Here is a 23,043-nt window from a genome sequence, read left to right as displayed (position 1 = left end):
AGACCTCATTGTCCGATTTGAGCCGTCTGTTCGGCTTGCGGAGAGACATTGCGTTTGCAGATTTTCGCTTCGACTTGCTGTGGCGCCGCACCGGCTTCGGGGCCTTGGACTTCTACGGCCAGCAGGTTCTGCGAAGCCCAGTCCTCGTCGGTGCGCAGCTGGAAGGCGAAACGTCCGTCGGTTTCGGAGGTATCCGGTTTTTCGATCTTGATATCCTCGTGGCGCCCATTCATGTACCAGAGGGTGGCTTGCAACGTTTTCACCGAGGTATCGGCGAAACGGATATCGACCTGGTGACTGCTGTTACGCAGATCCATGTTCTTGCTATTGACCATCAATTCGTTCTTGCCCGGCTTGAGCGCGGTCTTGCTGCTCATCAATGCCGGCTTGCCTTCGCAACCGTTGTTGTCCAGCAGCGCCATCATCTGGCGATAGATGGTTTCCTGGTCCAGGCGATATAGCGGCGAGAATTCCCAGATGAGGATTTTCGGCGGGTTCTTCTGGAACTCTTCGCTGCCCAGGTACTGGATCATTGCGCCTTCGAAACCGCCGCCGGGGAAGGCCACGTTGAGGATGTCAGCGCCGATGGCTTCTTCCAGGAAACCGGCGAAGTTGTAGTTCTTGCCGCTGTGACTGGTGCCTACAAGGGTGATCTGCGGGTTGCCGGAATCGCCAAACAGATCGCCGTCACCGGCCTCGCCTTTGGGCTCGGTGGTGAACTGGTCCATGTACTGGATCGCGTAGCTGGTGCCGCACAGTTGTCCGGCCATGTTATGCAGGGTGCCGGTCTTGCCCATGCGGCCGGACCTCTTGGTCTCGAACTCACGCTTGGGAATGTCGGCAAAGGCCGGGATCTGCTTGACCTTCTCGGCGACGATTTTCGCCGTGCGCTGGGCACCGTATGGCGTCCAGTGCTGGTCGCCACGGAAGTAGAAATCGTGGGCTGGCAGGGTTTCGGGCAGGTTCTCGTTGGTCAGCGGCGACAGGTCCGGCACTACATAACCCATCTGGGCGAAACGGCCGAGCATGGATTTGTAGTTGGTCAGGGCTTTCTCATAGTCGAAAGCGGCCTTTTCCTGTGGGTTGAGCTTGTTGCGGTTCACCAGGCCCCGGGTCGGTTGATAGACGAGCACCAGCTCGACGCCTTTTGCCTTGAACGCATCGTGCAACTGCTGCAGGCGCTTGTAGCCGGCCGGGGTGGTGTTGAATTCGGTGCGCAGGTCTTCCTGGGTCCGGAACAGCCAATCGCCCTGGGCCTGTACCAGCGTGGTGAAGTTTTGCTGGTAGCGCGTGGTGTAGTTCTTTGCATCGTGAGCGGCAGGGCACAGGTTGCAGCAGGGCTCCGCGGTAAACGCAGGCGCCTTGATTTCGTCGGCGCGCGCGCCGCTTGCAGCGGCGAGAATGCCGGCAGTCAGGGCAGACAGGCCCAGGAGTTTGATCATCTGTGGGTTCATAAAGGTCATCCTCAGTCCCGCAATTCGGTCTGGCGTTCGACAGGGTCGATCAGTACGGCTTTCTGCTGGCGCACCAGCAGGTCGAGAATTTCATCCTGGCGCTCGCCCAGGATCCCGGTGAAGCTGATGCCGCTGGATTTGGTCGGCGCGAGCATGGACACGCGATACAGCTCCACGCTCAAGGGCGAGTCGATGGACAGCGGGCCACTGCCGTTGGCGGCCAGTTCGCCACCCACCACGATCAGCGAGACCTCGGCGTCGAACGGGTCGAGCTTGATGTCCCGGTCGGTGTTGGACAGGTCCTTGATGTGGCCGTAGATGCCGGTCAGGCCGTTGGCCATGGATACGTTTTCGTAAAGGCGGATGTTCACGCTGTTACGAATCCGGATGCCGTGGCGCTGGTTGCTGATCACTTTGTTATCCCACAACAGGTTGTCGGCACTCTCGTAGAGGGTGATGCCGTCGGTGTGGTTCTTGTAGATCTCGTTGTAGGCAATGATGTTGTTGACGCTGTTACGGTCGATCACCAGGCCCGAGAGCTTGTTGTCGTAGCTGCGGTTGTTGAAGATGAAGCTGTCGTTGACCTCACGGGAAATAATGATCCCGTGCTTCTTCTTCGTCCCGTAGACGGTGTTGTCGGCGATGATCAGCCGATGGGACCGGTCGTGGGGGTCGATGCCGTAGACAATGTTGTCCTTATAGGTGTTGCCCTTGACCACGAAGTCGCGCGTCTCGTAGCAGTAGAAGCCGTACCACATGTCCGAGAACTCGGAACCGATGATCCAGCCGGTCGGTTCCGGGCGCTTGAGGACCTTGGCCATGTTCGGCGTGTACTGGGAAATACTCACCCCGTACGACTTACTGTTGGAGTAACCGAAGCTGGCCATCTTGGTGTTGACGATGTAGGTCTCGGTGCCGCCCCACGCGAGCAGGAACGGACGGAACTCCTTGGGCGAGCGGAACGTGGCGGGGCCGTTGTCCTTCTCACGCCAGCCGGTGACCTTGGTATCGCGGATGAACATCCGGCCATCGTTGACCAGGAACGAGCCGCCTTCCTGGGACAGGCGCAGTTCCTGGGTCTGTTTGTCGATTTCCAGAATGCCTTTCTGACCGACCACGATCGGAATCTTCGCCAGGTAGACACCCGGCGAAGTTTCGATGATGTACTTGGGCAGTTTCTTGGCCAGGTCCTTGAAGTTCATGTAGCCATCGTCGATGAAGATGGCCTGTGGGATGCCGTGCTGGCGCACCACCCACTCGGCCATCTTGTTGTCACCGCCGATGAAGTCCTTCAAGGCGTTTTCCTGCATCATCCGGCGCACGCTGATCTTGCCGGGCTTGGTCCGCACGATCTTGGCCGCGACTGCTTCGGCGGTGAAGCCTTTGAGGTCGGGCAAGGTCGGCTTGGCCAGTTCCAGCGGCTCGGTCGGCGCGCTGTTGACGGTGTAGGTCTTGGCGCGTTGCAGTTCCTTGACCACGTTGCCCGGCTTGACCACCGGTTCAACGTTGGCGAACGCCGGCGAGCCGGCCAGCAGCATCGCTGCGACCAACAGGCTGATCGAACCTTTCATCGCCTGGCTGTTCCTGAGGTAGCGGTTCATTTCGGGCACTCCCATGGCCATTTGCATCAGAAGCGCCAGATCACGTCGACAAAGGCGCGATGCATGTACGAGTCGACGTCCTTGCCGTAGGCATCGCCTGGCTTGAACACGCCGCCACGCAAGCGCACCAGCGCCGATGGTTCGTCGATGGACTGGCTCAGTGCCGCCGGCAGCAGTCCTTGCTTGAAGTATTTGGTGACAACCAGGTCGACCTCCTGGCCCAGATCCTTGTCGCCGTCACGCAGCGGCAGGGTCGAGGTGGAGAGGATGGCGCCGGTCACGTCGTCGGTGTTGTTTTCCACGGCGTTGATGCCGTTGCTGCCCACCGGCTTGTTGCCGTCCACACGCCAGAACTTGTGGTACACCAGGCTGGCGTCGTATTCGTCGCGCAGCTGCCAGGAGCCGAACAGGCTGGCGCTCTGGGTGTTGGCCATTTCGCCACGGAACGCTTCGCCGAAACGGTGGACCCGCGAGCGGGTGCCGGTGAAGTTCGAACGGTTGCTCTGCAGGCCGTTCTGTTGGTACTCATCGCTGGCGCGGGCATAGGCCGCACCGACTTGCCATTGCGGATCGAGGCGCAGGCGGATACCCAGGTCAGTGGCCCAGCCATTCAGGTCTTCGCTGCGCTTGGCTTGCGCAGGACGCGTGCCGTCGGCGTTGAGCGGGTTGACGGTGTCGCGGTCGCCGGACATGCCGGTGAGGCTGGCCCAGTAGTTGACGGTGTTGGTGTTGCGCCAGTTGTAGGCGTCGCTGTTGGCTTCCAGGCCGAGCCAGGTCAAGTCACCGTTCTGGGTCTTGTCCAGGGTGTCGGTGGGTTCGCCCGGGGTCGGGTAATCGAGGCTGCCGTTGTCATGGGTGTGATGGGCACGGATTCCGGCCCACTGGCCTGGCATCCACTGGTAAGCCACATCGCCATAGACGTGCAGTCGATCTTTATCCTTGGGCGACAGCTCCTTGAGGTCGGTGCGGTATTCGCTGAAACGTTCGGCGACGCCGAGGTTGGCGCGCAGCAACGTGGTGTCGAAGGTCCAGTTCAGGGCTTCGATGTTGGTGTCACGCCATTGGCCGTCGTCGTTGCGCAGGCGCTGGCGCCCGAACTTCAACTGTTCGCCCGGGTAAGGCGTCAGGCCGCTGTAGCCAATCCAGAATTCACGCATGGCCAGGTAGTTTTTCTTGGCTTCGCGATCGCCGCTGTCGGTCTGCTGGTTGGCGCCATCGGACTGTTGCAGGGTGTCGGTCTCGATGACATCGGTGGAGGTCACGGCCTGGGCCATGGCGTAGGCGCTCCAGTTACCGCTTTCGCCATAGACCCAAGGACGCAGGTCCAGGCCCACGCCGTTGACGTCGCCACCGCTCTGGGTGCCCAGGTCACGGTCGTCTTCGGATTGGCCGGTGATCTTCACCTCCAGGCCGAAATTCTTGCTTTCGGTCAGGGCCGCCAGCGTCGGGCAGGACCACATCAATGCGCATGTCAGGCCAATTCCAGCCTGCACAAAAGGATTGAATTTCAAAGACTTCATAGTTGTTCCTCGCCGTTATCTTCTTTTAGGGCTTGCAGTTCCAGCGTATCGGGGCTCATGACGCCACGAATGGCCTGCTCTTGTTGTAGCAGGCGTTTGGCTTGGGCAAGCTGCTCCGGCGGTAGTTGTGCTTCGAGGGTCTGGGCAAGCTCGTTGGCTTGCGGGGTGTTCTGGACCTTGGCCAACTGGCTGAATACATAGGCGTTGACCGGGTTGGGCTTGGTGCCCTTGCCTTGGGAAAACAGCTGGGCAATGGCGAAGTCGGCGCTGTTCTGGCCATTGCGGGCGGCCTTGAGCAGATGGTCCAGGGCTTTTTGCGAGTACACCTGGCCCAGGTAACCACGACGATAGATCTGGCCCAGGTAGTAATCGGCGGCCACTTCTCGGCCGACGGCTTTCTGGAAATGCGCTTCGGCGACCTTGGCGTCGGCTGGCACCCATTTGCCTTCGTAGTACAGCTTGCCGAGCAACAGCTCGGCGCGAGGCTGGTCGGCGGCGCGGCCGTTTTCCAGGTATTGCATCATCTTGTCGACGTCGCCCAGTTCGGGGAAGTCGTAGAGCAACTGCGCCAGGCTGACCCAGGCAGCGGGGTAGCCCGGGGCAATTTCCTCGAGCATGGACTGGGCGGTCTTTTCGTCGGTCTTGCCCAGGCTGGCATCGGCCAGGACACGGGCGACGCTGTCCACCCGTTGGGCAGAGGCCGCGCCACTGCGGTGAGCGGCCTGCAGTTGCTTGAGCAACTCGGCCTGCTGGTCCGGCTGGCCGCGTTTCTGATAGACCGTGGCCAGTTCGACGTAGCAGATGTCGGTCGTTGCCAGGGCGGCCTTGCAGACTTTCTCGACTTCATCCAGATGCTGGTCGTAGGTGCCCTGGGTGCGATAGAGCAGAATCTGCGCCAGGCCCGCTTCCGGATAGCCGGCGCTGCGCCACTGGCTGATCTGCTGCTGGGCGTTGACGTTCGGGAAACTGTGGGGATATTGCAGGTACAGCATCGCCAGCGGGATCAGGGTATTGCCTTCACCGTTGGCGAAGGCTTTTTTCAACAGGCCTTCGGCCTCGTGCTTTTCAGCCTCGGTAGAACCCGGTTTGGCCACCAGCAGGCGACCCAGGCGAGCCTGGGCCCGTGGCGAGATATCGGCGGCCGCGCGGTAAGTCGCTTCGGCCTTTTTCATCTGCTCGGGGTCGCGGCTGTCCACCTGGATATCGGCCAGACCCACCTGGGCCTCGCTGTAGCCCAGGTCGGCCAGTTGCTGATAGTTCTGCTGCGCCAGCGCCGTGTCACCACGCTTGAGGGCTTCGTTGGCCAGGCGCTGGTCGGGCAGGCCGGCGCAACCGGCCAGGCTGATTGCCAGCGCAATGGCACTGAGGGTTCCCATGTGGGAGCGGGCCTGCTCGCGATGCGGGCCACTCGATACATCAGACACACCGCGCTGATCCCATCGCGAGCAGGCTCGCTCCCACAGGGAATGCAGCGCATTGTTGTTTTGTGGAGTCGTCACTGGCATGTCCTCCGCTTACTTACCGACAGCCATGGCTTTTTCGACCAGCCAGTTCAGGTTCGGACCACGGTCGCTGTTGACTTCCACGGGACGGCCGGCCAGGGCGCTGTCCAGAGGCTCGTCGGGCTTGATCAGCACGCGGATATCCGACGACAGGTCTTCGCTTTTCAGGCTGGTGCTGCTGACGATCTTGCCGGTGCGGGTGATGTCTTCACCGGCGACCTGGAAGTTGACCGAGGTGCCTGGACGCACTTCGCCGAACTGGCGATAGGAGAAGCGTGCTTCCACATTGGCTTCGGTGCCGCGTGGAACCAGTTGGAAGATCACGTCGCCCTTGCTGGCGTATTGACCGTTGGCGACCAATTGCTGGGCCACGATGCAATCGCAAGGGGAGGTCAGGGTGCCGGTCATCTGCTTGCCGAACAGCTCCTCGACCTTGGCCGGTTGCAGCTGGTTGTCGTCCAGGTGGCCCTTGAGCACGTCGAGCATGCTGGTGCTGAAGGTCGCCAGCGGGGCGCCTTTGGCGGCAACGCCGTCAGCCTTGACCAGGCTCTGCACGGTGCCGTCGCGTGGCATGGTGATTGCCATGCCCGGTACGTTTACCAGGCCTGCCTGGGCGTGGCTGACGAAGTACATGCCGTACACCGACTTGAAGATGAACCCGAACGCCGCCAGGCCGACGATGAACACGCCCAGGCTGAAGGTCACAGCCCGCAGGCGACCCATGGCGCTCATGCCACTGTTTTCATCCTTCTGCTTGCGCGCCTTGGTGAAGTTGTCGCGTTGCAGGGTCGCCAGCACATCGCCGACGCCGACGATGTCGCCGGCCAGGTGCGAGGTGATGATGTGACGCAGTGTCGAGATATCCCGAGGCTCCAGGTTCTGGAACTGGCAACCGGTACGGCCGGTCTGGCGCTCGTGGGAGCGGATCTGCAATTCGACGTCCATGGCCAGGCCAAGGTTGTCGATGACGAATTGCAGGCGGCCCTTGTAGGACTCGCCCACTTTGAGCGGCATCTGGCCGGCGTTGAAGCTCAGGCCGCCGGCGGACAGGTCCAGGACCTTGACTTCCATGGGGGTACGGTCGGGGCCGAAGAAGCGCAACTTGGCCGGGATTTTCACTCGGGCGTGTTGGCGCTGGGCTTCGGATTCATGCACTACGTTGACATTCACGGCGGTGTTCATAGGGGCGATTTCCTAGTTAATTCAGGCGAGTTCGGTCAGACCATCGTCAACAGCACGGCGACGAAAATACTGCCGGCAGAGAAGGTCATGGTCCGAGACGACCAGGTGTTGAACCAACGTTGAAAGCTGGCGAGATCACGGGTAAGCGAAGTGGGTTGACGGGTCCAGGACTGTTGATCGAGGCGAAAAAACACATAGATCTTCACCATCGCGCCGACGATCTGGTTGTAATAGAGAATCGCCGGGTAAGCGGGGCCGATCCGGTGTCCGGAGCACGACAGCAACAGAGTCAGGATCAACCGGGTGATACCGATCCACAGCAGGTACACCAGGATGAACGCGGTGCCGTACTTGAAGCTGGCGATCAATGCCACGGTCAGGCCCAGCAGCGAGGTCCACATCGACACGCGCTGGTCGAACAGCACCACCGAGGTAAACAGGCCCAGACGTCTCAAGCCCAGGCCCAGTGCCCGGGAGTTCTGCCGCAGGTTGTTGCCGTACCAGCGGAACATCAGCTTGCGACTGGCCTTGATGAAGCTTTTCTCCGGCGGGTGCTCAACGGTGTTGATCGCCGCATCGGGTACGTAGAAAGTGTCGTAGCCCAGGCGCATCAGGCTGAACCAGCTCGACTTGTCGTCACCGGTCAGGAACTTGAAGCGACCCAGGCGCCAGTGTTGCAGCGAGTCGCTTTCCACGTCGGCGATGAAGTCCGGGTTGGTCACCACGGTGGCGCGGAACACCGACATCCGGCCGGTCATGGTCAGCACGCGCTTGGACAGGGCCATGGAGCACATGTTGATGTGGCGCTGGGCGAAACGCAGCTTGTGCCATTCGGCCATGATGTAGCCGCCGCGCACTTCGCAGAACTCGTTGGTGGTCAGGCCGCCGACGTTGCCGAACAGCTGGAACCACGGCACGGTCTTGCGCACGACGCCTTCAGCGAGCACGGTGTCGCCATCGATCACGGCAACCACAGCGCGGTCGTCCGGCAAGTGGCGGGAGATGGCGCGGAAACCGTAGGCCAGACCATCACGCTTGCCGGTGCCAGGGATGCGCACGAAGTCCAGCTTGACCCGTGCTGGCGGGTTCATGCGGGCCCAGAGGCTCTTGACCAGCAGTTCGTCGGACATTTCCACGATGGAGCAGACCACGGTGGTGGGCAGCCCGCACTCGATGGCCTCGCGGATCACCGAGCCATACACCTGGGCAGTGGTCAGCGCGTCGATCCGGAAACTGGTGACCATCAGGTAGACGTGGGAAGGATCCGCCGCCGCGCCCAGCTTGCGTACCTTGCGACGCAGGTGCGGGTAGACGATGTACAGGAAGATCATGCCACGCACGAAATGCGTTGCTCCCATGGAGTAACGCCAGATGCCCACGGCGCCGATCAGGAAAATGAAATCCTTGGATTCGGAGTCGAACGTGGACGTGGGCAACGCCATGGCGATGCCCATCAATAAACTCAAGTAAAACAGCCAACCGGCGGCCTGAAGCAGGCCGTGCTTTAGCCTGTGCATAATCTGCATCCGTCTCTATCTCGGGCGGGCCTTGTGGGCGGCCCGATGGGTTAAGGCAGGCGAAAGGCCGGCCGGGGCAAGCCCCGACCGGCAAACAGACTTACCAGCAGATGCCTTCGGTCCGGCCATTCGGTGTCGTGGCCTTGGACATGAACCCAACCAGGTCGATGACCTGTTTGCCTTCCGGTACGTTCTCGGTCAGCGCGCGGAACTTCTCGTCGCGGTTGCCGAGAATGATGATGTCGGAGTTGTCGATCACCGAGTCGAAGTCGGAGTTGAGCAAGGACGAGACGTGAGGAATCTTCGACTCGATGTAATCCTTGTTCGCGCCGTGGACACGGGCGTATTCGACGTTGCTGTCGTAGATGCGCAGGTCGTAGCCCTTGCCGATCAGCATTTCCGCCAGTTCTACCAGTGGGCTTTCACGCAGGTCGTCGGTGCCGGCCTTGAAGCTCAGGCCCAGCAGGGCGACTTTGCGTTTCTCATGGCTGGAGACGATGTCGAAGGCGTTCTGCACCTGGGATTCGTTGCTGCGCATCAGCGAGTTGAGCAGCGGCGCTTCCACGTCCAGGGAGCTGGCGCGATAGGTCAGGGCACGTACGTCCTTGGGCAGGCACGAGCCACCGAAGGCGAAGCCTGGACGCATGTAGTACTGGGACAGGTTGAGGGCCTTGTCCTGGCAGACCACATCCATCACGACGCGACCGTCGACGCCCACGGCCTTGGCGATGTTGCCAATCTCGTTGGCGAAGGTCACTTTGGTGGCGTGCCAGACGTTGCAGGTGTACTTGATCATCTCGGCGACAGCGATGTCCTTGCGGATGATCGGCGCATCGAGTTCTTCGTACAGCGATTGCAGGACGTCCCCAGAGGCCTTGTCGAATTCGCCGATGACGGTCATCGGTGGCTGGTCATAGTCCTTGATCGCGGTGCTTTCACGCAGGAACTCAGGGTTGACCGCAACGCCGAAATCGACACCGGCCTTTTTGCCGGAGCAGTCTTCGAGGATCGGGATGACAACGTTTGCGACAGTGCCCGGCAGCACGGTGCTGCGCACCACGATGGTGTGGCGGATGCTCTTTTCGCGCAGGACAAAACCGATCTCGCGGCAGACGGCCTCGATGTAGTTCAGTTCCAGGTCGCCGTTCTTTTTGCTCGGCGTGCCGACGCAGATCATCGACAGGTCTGTATCGCGAATGGCTTCCGCGAAGTTGGTGGTGCCACGCAGGCGACCTGTTTGAATACCTTGAGCCAGCAACTCCCCAAGACCCGGTTCCACAATAGGCGATTTGCCGGCGTTGATCATATCGATCTTGTCTTTGGCGACATCTACGCCAACCACATCATGGCCCCGTGCAGACAGGCAACCGGCACATACTGCACCGACGTAACCCAAACCAAATATGCTAATGCGCATCGCATTTACCTCTGTTTTTCACGCCATTAAATGGCCGGAGTTAATAGTGTTCAGCGGTCATAGTGCACTCGGAAGTGTGGAATGCAGGCGCCACAGTGCCGTGTGCAGGCATACTAAGTTCCGAGTGTCTAAATAATTGCACTCAAGTTGTGCGCAGTGCGGCCTTCTTGTTATGACCTGCCCTGTTATGCAGCCAGTCCTCGTTATCCAGAACGTTCGTGCAAAGGTCGTTCACTTCTGGTTTCTGGCAAAAAGCCCACAAAATCAGAAGCTTGTGTGCTCGGGTGAGCACGTTATAGGGGCGCAGCCTTGGCCTTGTAGGGGATAGCGATGGTGCCTTATCTCCTGTCCTTTCATCTTGGATCTATAAGAGCGACCGTTTCACTTAGTTGCCATGACAACTTGGTTACTTCGATCGACGTCCCATGTAAGTTATCTCGTACACGTTCGGCGAGAATCGTTACGGGTGGTATGAGCCGTGCATTTGGACATAGTTCCAGCCCGCTCATCGCGATTTCGGAAATTTTTTGAAATATAGGCAGAGATGGCACTGCTCTCATATTGATAGCACTTGCGATTTCGCCCTTTAGTTACGGGGAGTTAAGAGGCCTAGATATTTTTTTGCCACTACTGTTGAAAATTTTCTGTGCCACTACGGAAAAAACTGACATTTGTCGAGTGAAAGAAAAGTTAGCCCAGGGGGTGGATTAAATATTGGCGTCAATAATGTGTCGAATTGAGCGGGGAAGTGAGATGACCTGTCGAGGTCTGATCGAGGCCCCTGATCAGGGGCCTGGAAGAGGTGTTGCGTTATTGTGGGGCGTGGTCGCGCAGGAAAACCAGTTTTTCGGGCGAAGACTGCTCGGCACTGTAACGATAGCCTTGCACATCGAACTGTTTTAGCCGCGCCGGATCGTCGATGCGTTCCTGAATGACAAACCGGCTCATCAATCCGCGGGCTTTTTTAGCGTAGAAACTGATGATTTTGTACTGGCCGTTCTTCAGGTCCTTGAATTCGGTATCGATGATGCGTGCGTTCAAGGCGCTGCGTTTGACCGCCGAGAAGTACTCGTTGGAAGCCAGGTTCAACAGCACGTCATCGCCTTGGTCGGCCAGGGCTTCGTTCAGCCATTCACTGATACGGGTGCCCCAGAATGCGTAGAGATCCTTGCCTCGGGCATTGGCCAGTTTAGTGCCCATTTCCAGACGATAGGGCTGCATCAGGTCCAACGGCCGCAGCAGGCCGTAAAGGCCGGAGAGCATGCGCAGATGCTGTTGGGCGTGCTCGAAGTCGGCTTCGCTGAAGCTCTGTGCGTCCAGGCCCGTGTACACGTCACCCTTGAAGGCCAGCAGGGCCTGCTTGGCATTGGCCGGGGTGAACGCCGGGGTCCAGCTGCCGAATCGCGCAGCATTGAGGCCTCCGATCTTGTCGGAGACGTGCATCAGTTCGCTGATCTGTGCCGGCGAGAATTCACGCAGCTGCTCGATCAGTTCCTGGGAATGGTCCAGGTACTGGGGCAGGGTAAAGCGTTCGGTGGCCGGCGGTGTTTCGTAATCGAGGGTCTTGGCGGGGGAAATCACCATCAGCATGCAATCGTCTCCTTTGAGGGTGCGGCGATTCTAGGGGGTTGTCCGGGTGGACTCCAGCTATCGGGGTAATAGGTGATCGGTGGCGTGAAGGAAATATTCAAATCCCCTCGCCACAAAAGCCCTGTTCGAGCAATGAGATAAGCGGGCGTCGTTCTTGGATCAGCTATGATGCCGCGCGGGTTTCGTTATGGAGACATCCCTTTTGCGTATCGTGCTTGTGTTATCGGCCTGGCTCTTGAGCCTCACTGCCATTGCCGCGCCCAACGACATCGCCACCCTGGACCGCAGCACCTGGCCGGAACAACTCACCAGTCCGACCCTGTTCGACGTCGCTTCGCGGGCCGAGATCCTGATGTTCGCCCGGGTGTTGCTGGACACCGATGCCATGGACGAAATCGCCCTCAAGCAATACCTGGGGCTGCGCTCGGTGAATATGGCGGCGATCTCCACCCTGCGTGCACGGTTGTGGCGGCGGTTACTGGCCAGTTACAACTTCGCCCAACGGAGCTGTGACCAGGACGCCTCTTTCTGTTACCTGGTGGAGGACATGGCGACTTTGCGTGAGGAGGCGCGCAGGTTTCATCTCGATGAAGACTCGTTCTATTTCAAATGGGCCGGGCCAAGCCAGATTTTTCATACCCAATACCGGGATGAGTTGCTGCGAAAAGCCGCGCTTTTTCCGCAAACCAGCAGCGAAATAGAACGTTTCGGCGATTACGAACGCAACGGCGAGGACATGCATGACCGGCTGTTTCTGCTGACGTTCGACAGCGGTGCCAACGTTGCGCCAGACAATACCCCGTGGCTGGCGGATTACTTGCGCAAGTCGAACATGAACGGCACTTTTTTTGTGTTGGGCAAGGACATCCAGGCGCGGCTGGTGGAGGACTCGGTCAACAACCTCCAATCGTTATATTCGGAACAGTGCGTGGGGGTTCAGGGCTGGGAGTTCCGCTCCCATAGCTATTGGCAGGACTGGCAGGACTCGATACGGCGCAGCGTCGATCTGGTCAAAGGCAAGCTGCCGGAGAACTATGTGCCGTTGTTCCGCCCGCCCCAGGGGCAGCGGCGTGGCGATGCCGAGGCATTTTTCAGGCAGCAGGGCCTGCAAGTAGCGTTGTGGGATATCGATCCCCAGGACGGCACCAACCGGCTCAAGCCCGAACAGAGTGCCCAGCGCGCGTTGACCTTGATGCTGCTGTGGCGCCACGGGGTGATCAACTTCAACGCCAAGCAGGATGCGGTGAAGACGGCAATGCCTTGGCTCATTACGCAGACGGCGCAAAGCGGGATCGGTTGGCAAGATTGTCAGGAGGCGTTTCGCTGAAACCGCGCAAGGCCCGGAAACACGGGGGGAGAGGAAAAAATCGGTGCGCATTCATGACGACCGGACTTCCGACTTTAACGGCGTAGCGACGGTACGCCAAGGGCTTTTCGTCACTCTGAAAAATAAACTTCAAAAAAGCGTCAAAGTGCTTTTTCCTGTCATGGTTTTTGGGGTATCAAGAAGTCAGACCGCCGAAACCTGCAACACAGGTGGCGTCTTCCCAGACCCCGTTTGTGTGCAGTTCACCTGAATCCTCGCGGGTGAATTCGGTGGCTACCTCGAGGCGCAGCACTGTCATGGTATTGCGTCGAATGGCCCCCACAAAGGTGACCGAGTATGGATGACCACGGACGTAGCCCTTCCTCCAACCAGCCAATCCTCTATGTACTCGATACCAACGTATTGATCCACGATCCAAACGCACTGCTGAATTTCGAAGAACACCACGTTGCCATCCCGATGACCGTGCTCGAGGAGCTGGACAAGCTCAAGAGCGGTCACCACAGCGTTGCGGCCGAATGCCGGCAGGCGATCCGCCTGATCGACAAGACCCTGGGGGATGCATCTCCCGAAGACGTCGAGCTGGGCGTGCCGATCCAGCGTGGCAAAGGCGGCCCCAAGGGCCTGCTCTCGATCCTGATGAGCAAGCGCACCGAGCCCAACCTGGTACTGCCCGAACACCTGAACGACAACATCATCATCAACCAATTGATCGACCTGCACTCGCGCAACCAGGATCGCGCCGTGGTGCTGGTGACCAAAGACATCAACATGCGCCTCAAGGCCCGAGCCTGCGGGATTGCGGCGGAGGATTACAGCACCGACCAATTGGTCGACGACGTCTCGCTGTTGCCCAATGGCTACCACACCATGACCGGCTCCTTCTGGGACCGCGTGAGCAAGGTCGATACTCGCCAGGACCATGGTCGCACCTGGCATCAGGTGCAACTGATCGACAACCTGCCGGCGGTGCACATCAATGAGTTCATCATCGACGAACAGGGATTCGTCGGCTGGATCAAGGAGATCGAAGACGACAAGCTGCTGATTCTCGACCTGCACCAGGAACCCTTGCTGCATCAGGAGGCCTGGGGCCTCAAACCCCGTGACATCTACCAGAGCCTGGCTCTGTTCGCCTTGCTCGACCCGGATATCCACCTGGTCAACCTGTCCGGCGCGGCCGGTTCCGGCAAGACCATCCTGGCCCTGGCCGCCGCCATCGAGCAGACCATGGTCAGCAAGCGCTACCGGCGCATCATCGCCACCCGCAGCGTGCAGGGCCTGGACCAGGAGATCGGCTTCCTGCCCGGTACCGAAGCGGAAAAAATGGAGCCCTGGCTGGGGGCCATTACCGACAACCTCGAAGCCTTGCACATGGATGACGAAAGCACCCATGGCAGCGTCGACTACATCCTCAGCAAGGTGCCGTTGCAGTTCAAATCCCTCAACTACATCCGGGGCCGCAGCTTCCAGCAGAGCCTGATCCTGATCGACGAATGCCAGAACCTCACCCCGCACCAGATGAAAACCATCATCACCCGTGCCGGCGCCGGTTCCAAAGTGGTGTGCCTGGGTAACCTGGCGCAGATCGATACCCCTTATCTGTCCGCGACCAGCTCCGGACTGACCTACCTGACCGAGCGCTTCAAGGACTTCCCCAACGGGGTCCACATCACCCTGCAGGGCGTACCGCGCTCGATCCTGGCCGAATATGCCGAATCCCATCTGTAACTCCTGAAAAAAACCGGGCGACCTTGTGGTCGCCCGGTTCCTGAGCACGCCAAATAACCCTGTGAGCGAGCTTGCTGTGGGAGCAAAGCTTGCTCGCGATAAAGACACCGCGATTTCTGACAGACCGCATCAACTTCATCGCGGGCAAGCCTTGCTCCCACAGCAAGCTCTACTTCAGCGAGCCGGCTCTCATAGGACAGAGCAGGTGCGACAATCAGGCGTGCCGGAATTTGACTCACGGGTTTACAATCGACGCTCCTGATCAGGAGTAACCCTGTGCTGACCCATCTCGATTCCCAAGGTCGCGCCAACATGGTTGACGTGACCGACAAGGCCGTGACGTTCCGTGAGGCCACCGCCGAAGCTTTTGTGCGCATGTTGCCCGCTACGCTGCAGATGATCGTCAGCGGCGGTCACCCCAAGGGCGATGTGTTCGCCGTCGCACGTATTGCCGGCATCCAGGCGGCGAAAAAAACCAGCGATCTGATTCCGCTCTGTCATCCGCTGATGCTCACCGGCGTCAAGGTCGAGCTCAATGCCGAAGGGGAGGATCGGGTACGCATCGTTGCCCGTTGCAAGCTCTCGGGACAGACAGGGGTGGAGATGGAAGCCCTGACCGCCGCCAGTGTCGCCGCGCTGACCATCTATGACATGTGCAAGGCCGTGGACCGGGGCATGACCATTGAAGGGGTTCGGGTGCTGGAAAAGCTCGGCGGCAAGAGTGGTCATTTCCAGGCGGACGCGTCATGAAAATCCATGTGAAGTTCTTTGCCCGTTACCGCGAGGCCGTAGGCATGGACGCTTTGAGCGTCGATGGTCAATTCACTACGGTCGACGACGTTCGCGCGCTGTTGGCGGATCGCCAGGGCTTCGACGTGTTGAGCGAGCAGACCCTGATGTGCGCCCGCAACGAAGAGTTGTGCCAGCTCGATGAACCGCTGGTGGACGGTGACGAAGTCGCGTTCTTCCCTACGGTGACCGGAGGCTGAGTCATGGCGATTCGTGTACAGGCCGACCCGTTCGATCCGGGCACCGAAGTCAACGCGATGCACGCGGCCAATGTCGGCGTGGGCGCGGTGGTGAGTTTTGTCGGCTACGTGCGGGACTTCAATGACGGCCTGGATGTGTCCGGGATGTTCCTGGAGCACTACCCGGGCATGACCGAGAAAGCCCTGGGCAAGATTGCCATCGAGGCGCAGCAGCGCTGGCCGCTGCTGAAGCTGGAAGTGTTGCACCGCATCGGCGCCCTGGAGCCGGGCGAGCCCATCGTTTTCGTCGCTGCCGCCAGCGCCCATCGCCAGGCGGCATTCGACGCTTGCGCCTTTGTCATGGACTACCTCAAGACCCGCGCCCCATTCTGGAAGAAGGAAAACACTGCGGATGGCCCGCGTTGGGTCGAGGGACGGGACAGCGATCATGCGGCGGCGGATCGCTGGAAGCAGCAGTAGACCTTCTTTGTTATCTGATAGTCCGTCATCGCGAGCAGGCTCGCTCCCACAATGGATCCGTGCAAGCCGGGATCCTCTGTGGGAGCGAGCCTGCTCGCGATGGGGCCATCGGCCTTCCATCATTTCTTCAATTGACGGCGTGTACATTAAAGTCCAGTATGGATTTATAAGTACATAATTAGTCGTGCCTGCTTTTTCTCTGCCAAACCAACAACAACCCGCGAGAGAACGATCATGAAGAAATTCCCCCTCGTCACTGGCCTGGCCCTGAGCCTGCTGGCCTCCAGCAGCCTGTTCGCCGCAGAGAAGACCCTGCGCATCGGCATCGAAGCGGCCTATCCGCCATTTGCTTCCAAGACCTCGGAAGGGAAGATCGAGGGTTTCGACTACGACATCGGCAATGCGTTGTGCATGCAGATGAAGGTCAAGTGCGAATGGGTCGAAGGTGAGTTCGACGGACTGATTCCATCGTTGAAGGTGAAGAAGATCGACATGGCGCTGTCGTCCATGACCATCACCGAGGAGCGCAAGAAGTCGGTGGATTTCACCCACAAGTACTATTTCACCTCTTCGCGGCTGGTCATGAAGGAGGGGGCCGTGGTGGATGACCAGTACGCCAGCCTGAAGGGCAAGACCGTGGGTGTGCAGCGGGCGACCACCACCGACCGCTACGCCACCGAAGTCCTCGAACCCAAAGGTGTGATCGTCAAGCGCTACAGCAACAACGAAGAAATCTACATGGACCTGGCATCCGGCCGCCTGGACGCGATTTTTGCCGACACCATCCCGCTGGAGGATTTCCTGTCGATGCCCCGGGGCAAGGGCTACGGCTTTGTCGGTCCTGAACTCAAGGACCCGAAATACGTTGGGGAAGGTGCTGGTATTGCGGTACGCAAGGGCAATACCCAGTTGGTGGCAGATTTGAACAAGGCCATCGATGGTATTCGGGCCAACGGCGAGTATCAGAAGATCCAGGCCAAGTATTTCAAGTCGGATATCTATGGTGACTGAATGATTGTCATCGCGAGCAGGCTCGCTCCCACATTTTGATCCGTGCGAACCTGTGGGAGCGAGCCTGCTCGCGATGGCGTCAGTCCAGGCGACGCAACCTCAGCCCTTCAATTCCTTCAAGTGCTTGTACACCGTCGCCCGCCCCATATTCAGCACATTGGCCACATAGTTGGAGGCGCTCTTGCCCTTGAAGGCACCTTCGGCGTGCAGCGCCAGCACCAGCTCGCGTTTATGGTCGCGGGTCAGCAGGTTCAGGCTCAACTGACGCTCGCGCATCCAGGCATGCAAAAAGGTGTTGATGCGTTCCTGCCAGTCATCGCGAAACAGGGAGTCGGGCTGCGGAATCAACTTGCCGGGTGACAGGAACAGGTCCAGCGCCGCCTTGGCATTCTCGAACAGTGAAATATTCAGGTTGATGCACAGTACCGCCAATGGTCGGCCTTCGGCGTCGCGCAAGACGCTGCTGAGGCTGCGAATCTTCTGCCCGTCCCAGTTCAGCTTTTCATACGGACCGATGTTCCGTTCGTTGACGTCCTCGCTGAGCATGTCCTCCAGGGACGAGTCGTCACCGATCTCGCGCTTGGAAAGATTATTGGCGATGTAATCGACTTTCTGCGTGCGCAGGTCGTGCAGCACCACCTCGGCGTGAGGGTAGAACAGGGTGGCGATGGCGTCGGCGATGGTGTGGAAATTGTCCATGGCCGGATCGGGTTGCGGGGCGGTCATCACAGGGCTCCAGGCAGCGTCGGCGCCCCGTGAAGCAGGGGCGCAGGGAGTGTGCCGCAATCGTGGCGATGCGTCACCTCCGGGAAGGTCAGCCAAGTCTCGCCGGCGACAGCATTGCGCTGCTCAGGCCGAAGCCAGTCAGGGCTTCGGGCAGCGGTTCGCCGCGTACCAGCGCTGCGCTTGCCTGGCCCATTGCCGGGGAAGTCTGAATGCCATAGCCGCCCTGGGCGGCGACCCAGAAGAATCCGGGTAGCTGCGGGTCGAAACCGGACAGCAGGTCGCCGTCGTGGACAAAGCTGCGCAACCCGGCCCAAGTGCGGATCGGGCGGCGGATGCTCAGGGTAGTGGCCTCTTCGATCTGGTAGATACCCAGGGCGATGTCCAGCTCTTCCGGTTGTACATCGTGGGGCTCCACCGGGTCGGCGTTGGCCGGCGAACCCAGGAACATGCCGGCATCGGGCTTCATGTAGAAGGATTCGTCGAGGCTCACCAGCATCGGCCAGTCATGGATATCCAGGCCTTCGGGGCCGGCGAAGATGAAGGCCGCCCGCCGCTTGGGTTGCAGGCCCAGCGTCCGGGCGCCGGCCATTTGCGCAACCTGGTCTGCCCAGGCACCGGCCGCGTTGATCAGAATCGGCGCAGTGAAGGTCCGGTTGGCCGTTCTCACCTGCCACAGCCCCTGGTTGTCGCGAATCAGGTCCAGGACTTCGCTGTCGGTGTGCACCTCGCCGCCGTTGCGGCGGATGCCGCGCAAGTAGCCCTGGTGCAACGCATCCGTGTCGATGTCGGCGGCCGTGGGGTCATAGATGGCCCCATGGACTTTTTCCCGGCGCAGGATCGGCAGACGCGTGCAGGCTTCGTCGGCGCTGAGCAATTGCATCTGCGGCACGGTGGCCTTGGCGCTGAGGTACTGATTGTTCAACTCGGCCGGATCACCGGTGAAGTCCACGGTCATTTCGCCCCGGGGCGTGAGCAGCGGGTGTTCGCAGAAGCCGGCCGGTGGTGTGTCGAAGAAATCGCGACTGGCCTGGGTCAATGCCCGTACCTGTGGGGTGCCGTAGGCGGCGGTGTACAGCGCCGCCGAACGGCCGGTGGAGTGGTAGGCCGGATGGGATTCACGCTCGAGCACAACGACCCGGCCATGGGGGGCCAGCCAGTAGCCGGTGGAGGCACCGGCAATGCCGCCGCCGATGATGATGAAATCTGCTGAGGTCATGAAACTCTCCTGTGGAGCGCGATCCTGAGAACGTCGCTGGCCCCCTGTGTGGGCGAGCCTGTGGGAGCAAAGCTTGCTCGCGATGAACGAAAACACGGTCAATGGATCGAGGCGTCTTCATCGCGAGCAAGCTTTGCTCCCACAGGCTCGCTCCCACCGGGGAATGTGGTGTATCAGTTGCGGAGTTGGTAAAGCGCATTCGCCAACGCCACATCTTCCAGCCCCAGGCCGATGGAGCGGAAGAACACGTGGCGCTCGAGGTCGGGCCGCGCAACCTGTCCGCTGAGTAGCTCAGGCAAGTCACCGATGATGCTCGACGGTTGCCAGCCATGTTGTTCGGCAGCGATCAGCATCTCGCCGGCCGAGCCAGGTGTGGTCTGACGATAATCGCAGTACACGTCCATGTCATCGAGGCTGTGGGGCGGCACTTCATGGGCGCGCGGGGCGTTGGTGCTGATTGAAGTGATCAGCGCCGGCTTGCCCAGCATCTTCGGTTCGAGCACTGCTTTGGCGGACGAGGTGCAGAGCATCACTACGTCGGCATCGTGTACCGCCGCCGCAAGGCTGTCGGCAATCTCCAGGCGCGGATCCAGGCCGGTGATCGATGCACGTTCCTGTGCCGTCTTGCTCTGCAGGCCTGGCGAGTAGAGGCTGATGGTCTTCCATTCCCGCAAGCCCTTGACGTAATGCACATGCGCCCGCGCTACCGCACCGCTGCCGATGACGGCCAGGCGTTGGGCCTGGGGCAGGGCGAGGGCGTCGACGGCGACGGCCGTGGTGGCTGCGGTGCGAGCGGTCGTCAGTTCGGCGGCATCGCACAACAACAGCGGTTGGCCGGTGCGCATCGACATCAGCAAGGTCCAGGCGGTGATCAGCGGACCCTGGTCGCGCACGATGTAGGGCGACGTCTTGACGCCATAGACCTGGTCCTCGGCCAACACGCCCAGGTAGTTGATGAAGTCCCCGGCGCCCTGGGGAAATTCCACCCATTGCTGGGCCGGTTGCACCGCTTGCCCGGCCGCGAGGTCGCGAAACAGTTTGCGCAGGATCTGCGGCACATCGACTTGCCCGAGCAGTGCGCGAGCCTGGGCTTGGGTCATCACATAAGGTGTGCTGGACATGGGGGCTCCGGAGTGTTCCATGTAAACTAATTTGTCCATTATGGACTTTTAGTTTATTCGAGCAATATCCCGGGCAAAAAAAAGCGCAGCCGTCGAGGGCTGCGCTTTTTGGGGGGAGCGATTGTCAGTGACGTTTGCGCTCAACCGGCCGCAACAGATGGGTCGGCGGCATTTCGCAACTGATCTTGCGGCCCAGCAGTGCCTCGATGGACGGCAACTGATAGGAGTCGTCCTCTCCGGCGAAGCTGATGGACACGCCCTCGGCGCCGGCACGACCGGTACGGCCGATGCGGTGCACGTAGTCGTCCGGCACTTCCGGCAGGGTGAAGTTGATCACATGGCTGATGCCGTCGATGTGGATGCCACGTCCGGCCACGTCAGTCGCCACCAGTACGCGGATCTTGCCTTCGCGAAAGCCCTCGAGCGTCTTGATGCGTTTGTGCTGGGGCACATCACCCGACAGCTGGGCCGCGTTGACGCCGTCGCGCACCAGCCGTTCCTCGATGCGCCGCACTTCGTCCTTGCGGTTGGCGAACACCATGACCCGTTCCCAACCGTTGTCGTTGACCAGGTTGTAGAGCAGCTTGTACTTGTCGGCAGCGGCTACGGCGTAGATATGTTGTTCGACGTTTTCACTGGCGACGTTCTCGGCTTCGATTTCGACGATGGCCGGGTCGGTGGTCCATTGCCGGGCCAGGTTCATCACGTCCTCGGTGAACGTGGCGGAGAACAGCAGGGTCTGGCGTTCGCTTTTCGGCGGGGTCTGGCGAATGATCTGGCGCACTTGCGGGATGAAGCCCATGTCGAGCATGCGGTCGGCTTCGTCCAGCACCATGACCTCAACCATATCCAGGTGCACGTCGCCGCGCTGGTTGAAGTCCAGCAAGCGGCCGGGGGTTGCCACCAGGATGTCGCAATGACGGGCTTCGAGGTGCTTGAGCTGCTTGTCGAAGTCCATGCCACCGACGAACGTCATGACGTTCAGACCGGTGTATTTGGTCAGGTCGGCAGCGTCCTTGGCGATCTGCACCACCAGCTCGCGGGTCGGCGCGATGATCAGTGCCCTCGGTTCGCCCATGTAGCGCTCTTTGGGCGGCGGCGTCTGCAGCAACTGGGTGATGGTGGAGATCAGGAACGCAGCGGTCTTGCCGGTGCCGGTCTGGGCGCGACCGATGGCGTCCTTGCCGGCGAGGGTGTAACCCAGCACCTGGGCCTGGATTGGCGTGCAGTACGGAAAACCCAGGTCCTGGATGGCATGCATCAGTTCCGGGGCCAGCTTGAAATCGTGGAAGCGGGTCTTGCCTTCCTGGGGCTCTACGACGAAGTCCTCGAGCTTCCAGGCGACGACCGGTGGCTTCGGTGCCCGTTCGCGGCGTGGCTTGGGAGCTTCGTTGCGCGGCTTGTCCGGCGCAGGAGCGGCGGCCGGCGAGGTCACCGGCTCTTTTTTCGTCTGCGCGACAGGTGCGGGGCGGCGCGATTGTTGTGGCGCCTCGGTACGGCTCGGGCCGTGGTCAGGGGCGCTGGGGCCAGGCGCGAGCTGCTCGGCCTCGCCCTTACCGAACATCTTCTTGAGTGCTTTGAGCACGGTCATCTCATCGATTGGTTAAGGAATGTACGCCGGCCAGTGTAATGCAAGAAACGGGCGCGGCGTAGTGTGTTAGTCAAAGGCTTGGCGGTGATTCAGCGCAACCGTTCGGCCAGCCAGGTGCCGATGTCGCGAATCTCCTCGGGTAACACTTCGTGGCCCATTGGGTATTCCTGCCATGTCACGGTGACACCATGCTGCTTTAAATACTCTTTCGCGGTCCGGCCCATGGGATTGAGCACCACTTCGTCGTATTGCCCGTGCAACGCCAGGACCGGAATGCGTTGCTGGCTGGCGGATAACTGCAGTTCGTCACCGAATGTCGGTGCATAGGTGGACAGTGCGATCACACCACCCAGTGGTCCCTGCCACTTCACGAAGGCCGTGTGATAGACCACCGCACCGCCTTGGGAAAAGCCAGCCAGGAAAATTCGCGAAGCGTCTATTCCGCTGGCTCGCTGGCTTTCGACCAGGTCCATGACCCGTTTGGCCGACACTTCCAGCTGCTGCTCGTCAATGGCTCGGGCCGGGCTCAAGGCACGGATGTCGTACCAACTGGGCATGGCGTAGCCGCCGTTGATCGTTACTGGCTGGGTGGGTGCCTGGGGTAGAACGAAACGAGTGGTGTGCAGGCTTTGCTGCAAGATTTCGGCAACCGGCATGAAGTCATAACGATCGGCGCCCAGGCCGTGGAGCCAGATAACACACGCGTCCGCAGTGCCGTTGGGCTCGAGAATCAGGGGGTCGGTCATGGTTGTGCTCCAAATCTGTGCGGGCGCGCTCAATCAGTGCGTGGTTACGGTGCGTGCCCGGTGTCTCAGTTAATTAGATGTCGCAAAAGTACAACTTTTTGTCTTGACGTATTTCTCAAGGGCCAAGCGCGGCGGTCTGGTACGGGCTTTGCTATGAGGATACTTGAGTGATGAATCTTACGCTGCGCGGTAACACTATCAGCTCGACGCGACGCATGGGATATCAGAAATCCGGTGATGGATGTTCGCCAATAGCCGCTACGGGCTTCGCGAACGTGAAGGGCTACAGCCCGTTCGGCCGATTGGTGAGAAGTGGGTATGGTCGCCAATGGTGCACCTTCCT

The 23,043-nt window shown here is 60.2% G+C and carries 20 protein-coding genes; 7 read left to right on the top strand and 13 right to left on the bottom strand.

Features of this window, described 5'->3' with window-relative positions; genetic code table 11:
• Positions 1 to 5 precede the first annotated feature (5 nt).
• The 8 genes from PCOSP_RS23770 to yaaA all read right to left on the bottom strand — a co-directional run bounded on the left by PCOSP_RS23770 (position 6) and on the right by yaaA (position 11,783).
• On the bottom strand, positions 6 to 1,454 hold the full coding sequence (locus PCOSP_RS23770) for an alginate O-acetyltransferase (RefSeq protein ID WP_139644960.1): 1,449 nt from the start codon (positions 1,452 to 1,454) through the stop codon (positions 6 to 8).
• An 11-nt stretch (positions 1,455 to 1,465) separates the two neighbouring features.
• A complete protein-coding gene (gene algG / locus PCOSP_RS23765) occupies positions 1,466 to 3,055 on the bottom strand; it encodes a mannuronan 5-epimerase AlgG (protein ID WP_139644962.1) in 1,590 nt (529 codons plus the stop codon).
• Positions 3,056 to 3,081: 26 nt separating this feature from the next.
• Entirely contained in the window at positions 3,082 to 4,566 is a 1,485-nt protein-coding gene (locus tag PCOSP_RS23760; protein WP_175386814.1) for an alginate export family protein, read from the bottom strand.
• Positions 4,567 to 4,571: 5 nt separating this feature from the next.
• Positions 4,572 to 6,080 carry an alginate biosynthesis TPR repeat lipoprotein AlgK gene (algK, locus tag PCOSP_RS23755; protein WP_175386805.1) on the bottom strand — a complete coding sequence of 503 codons (1,509 nt, stop codon included), beginning with the start codon at positions 6,078 to 6,080 and terminating at the stop codon, positions 4,572 to 4,574.
• A 9-nt stretch (positions 6,081 to 6,089) separates the two neighbouring features.
• Positions 6,090 to 7,259 (bottom strand): alginate biosynthesis protein Alg44, encoded by a 1,170-nt coding sequence (locus tag PCOSP_RS23750; protein ID WP_139644966.1) that lies wholly within the window; start codon positions 7,257 to 7,259, stop codon positions 6,090 to 6,092.
• A gap of 35 nt (positions 7,260 to 7,294) precedes the next feature.
• Positions 7,295 to 8,776, bottom strand: a complete 1,482-nt coding sequence (gene alg8, locus PCOSP_RS23745) for a mannuronan synthase (RefSeq protein WP_373682460.1) — start codon at positions 8,774 to 8,776, stop codon at positions 7,295 to 7,297.
• A 100-nt stretch (positions 8,777 to 8,876) separates the two neighbouring features.
• Positions 8,877 to 10,193: a nucleotide sugar dehydrogenase gene (locus PCOSP_RS23740; RefSeq protein WP_464709632.1), complete on the bottom strand. Its 1,317-nt coding sequence runs from the start codon at positions 10,191 to 10,193 to the stop codon at positions 8,877 to 8,879.
• 810 nt (positions 10,194 to 11,003) lie between these two features.
• Entirely contained in the window at positions 11,004 to 11,783 is a 780-nt protein-coding gene (gene yaaA, locus PCOSP_RS23735; protein WP_139644972.1) for a peroxide stress protein YaaA, read from the bottom strand.
• A gap of 202 nt (positions 11,784 to 11,985) precedes the next feature.
• Here yaaA and PCOSP_RS23730 point away from each other — a divergent pair, with 202 nt between their 5' ends.
• From PCOSP_RS23730 to PCOSP_RS23700, 7 genes are all read left to right on the top strand, one after another.
• Positions 11,986 to 13,110: a polysaccharide deacetylase family protein gene (locus PCOSP_RS23730; RefSeq protein ID WP_139644974.1), complete on the top strand. Its 1,125-nt coding sequence runs from the start codon at positions 11,986 to 11,988 to the stop codon at positions 13,108 to 13,110.
• A 43-nt stretch (positions 13,111 to 13,153) separates the two neighbouring features.
• Entirely contained in the window at positions 13,154 to 13,360 is a 207-nt protein-coding gene (locus tag PCOSP_RS23725; protein ID WP_175363646.1) for a hypothetical protein, read from the top strand.
• Between the two features lie 86 nt (positions 13,361 to 13,446).
• Positions 13,447 to 14,841 carry a PhoH family protein gene (locus PCOSP_RS23720; protein WP_041021615.1) on the top strand — a complete coding sequence of 465 codons (1,395 nt, stop codon included), beginning with the start codon at positions 13,447 to 13,449 and terminating at the stop codon, positions 14,839 to 14,841.
• Positions 14,842 to 15,117: 276 nt separating this feature from the next.
• Positions 15,118 to 15,591, top strand: a complete 474-nt coding sequence (gene moaC, locus PCOSP_RS23715) for a cyclic pyranopterin monophosphate synthase MoaC (protein WP_024777617.1) — start codon at positions 15,118 to 15,120, stop codon at positions 15,589 to 15,591.
• A complete protein-coding gene (moaD, locus tag PCOSP_RS23710; protein ID WP_139644978.1) occupies positions 15,588 to 15,830 on the top strand; it encodes a molybdopterin converting factor subunit 1 in 243 nt (80 codons plus the stop codon). The genes moaC and moaD overlap by 4 nt, the downstream gene beginning before the upstream one ends.
• A gap of 3 nt (positions 15,831 to 15,833) precedes the next feature.
• Entirely contained in the window at positions 15,834 to 16,289 is a 456-nt protein-coding gene (gene moaE / locus PCOSP_RS23705; protein WP_464709628.1) for a molybdopterin synthase catalytic subunit MoaE, read from the top strand.
• A gap of 234 nt (positions 16,290 to 16,523) precedes the next feature.
• Positions 16,524 to 17,300, top strand: a complete 777-nt coding sequence (locus PCOSP_RS23700) for an ABC transporter substrate-binding protein (RefSeq protein WP_024777620.1) — start codon at positions 16,524 to 16,526, stop codon at positions 17,298 to 17,300.
• 99 nt (positions 17,301 to 17,399) lie between these two features.
• On the opposite strand, the gene PCOSP_RS23695 is transcribed toward PCOSP_RS23700, so the two are convergent.
• The 5 genes from PCOSP_RS23695 to PCOSP_RS23675 form a co-directional block, all read right to left on the bottom strand.
• Positions 17,400 to 18,026, bottom strand: coding sequence for a helix-turn-helix transcriptional regulator (locus PCOSP_RS23695; protein ID WP_041021610.1), 627 nt, complete (start codon positions 18,024 to 18,026; stop codon positions 17,400 to 17,402).
• A gap of 88 nt (positions 18,027 to 18,114) precedes the next feature.
• Positions 18,115 to 19,242, bottom strand: a complete 1,128-nt coding sequence (locus tag PCOSP_RS23690) for an NAD(P)/FAD-dependent oxidoreductase (protein WP_175363649.1) — start codon at positions 19,240 to 19,242, stop codon at positions 18,115 to 18,117.
• 173 nt (positions 19,243 to 19,415) lie between these two features.
• Positions 19,416 to 20,363 (bottom strand): ornithine cyclodeaminase family protein, encoded by a 948-nt coding sequence (locus tag PCOSP_RS23685; RefSeq protein WP_139644985.1) that lies wholly within the window; start codon positions 20,361 to 20,363, stop codon positions 19,416 to 19,418.
• Between the two features lie 124 nt (positions 20,364 to 20,487).
• On the bottom strand, positions 20,488 to 21,954 hold the full coding sequence (gene rhlB, locus PCOSP_RS23680) for an ATP-dependent RNA helicase RhlB (RefSeq protein ID WP_175363651.1): 1,467 nt from the start codon (positions 21,952 to 21,954) through the stop codon (positions 20,488 to 20,490).
• An 89-nt stretch (positions 21,955 to 22,043) separates the two neighbouring features.
• Complete coding sequence (locus tag PCOSP_RS23675) at positions 22,044 to 22,700, bottom strand: alpha/beta hydrolase (protein ID WP_139644989.1); 657 nt, start codon at positions 22,698 to 22,700, stop codon at positions 22,044 to 22,046.
• Positions 22,701 to 23,043: the final 343 nt, after the last annotated feature.

This window comes from Pseudomonas sp. MAFF 730105, assembly GCF_055380705.1.
This window is presented reverse-complemented; position numbering and strand designations above follow the sequence as displayed.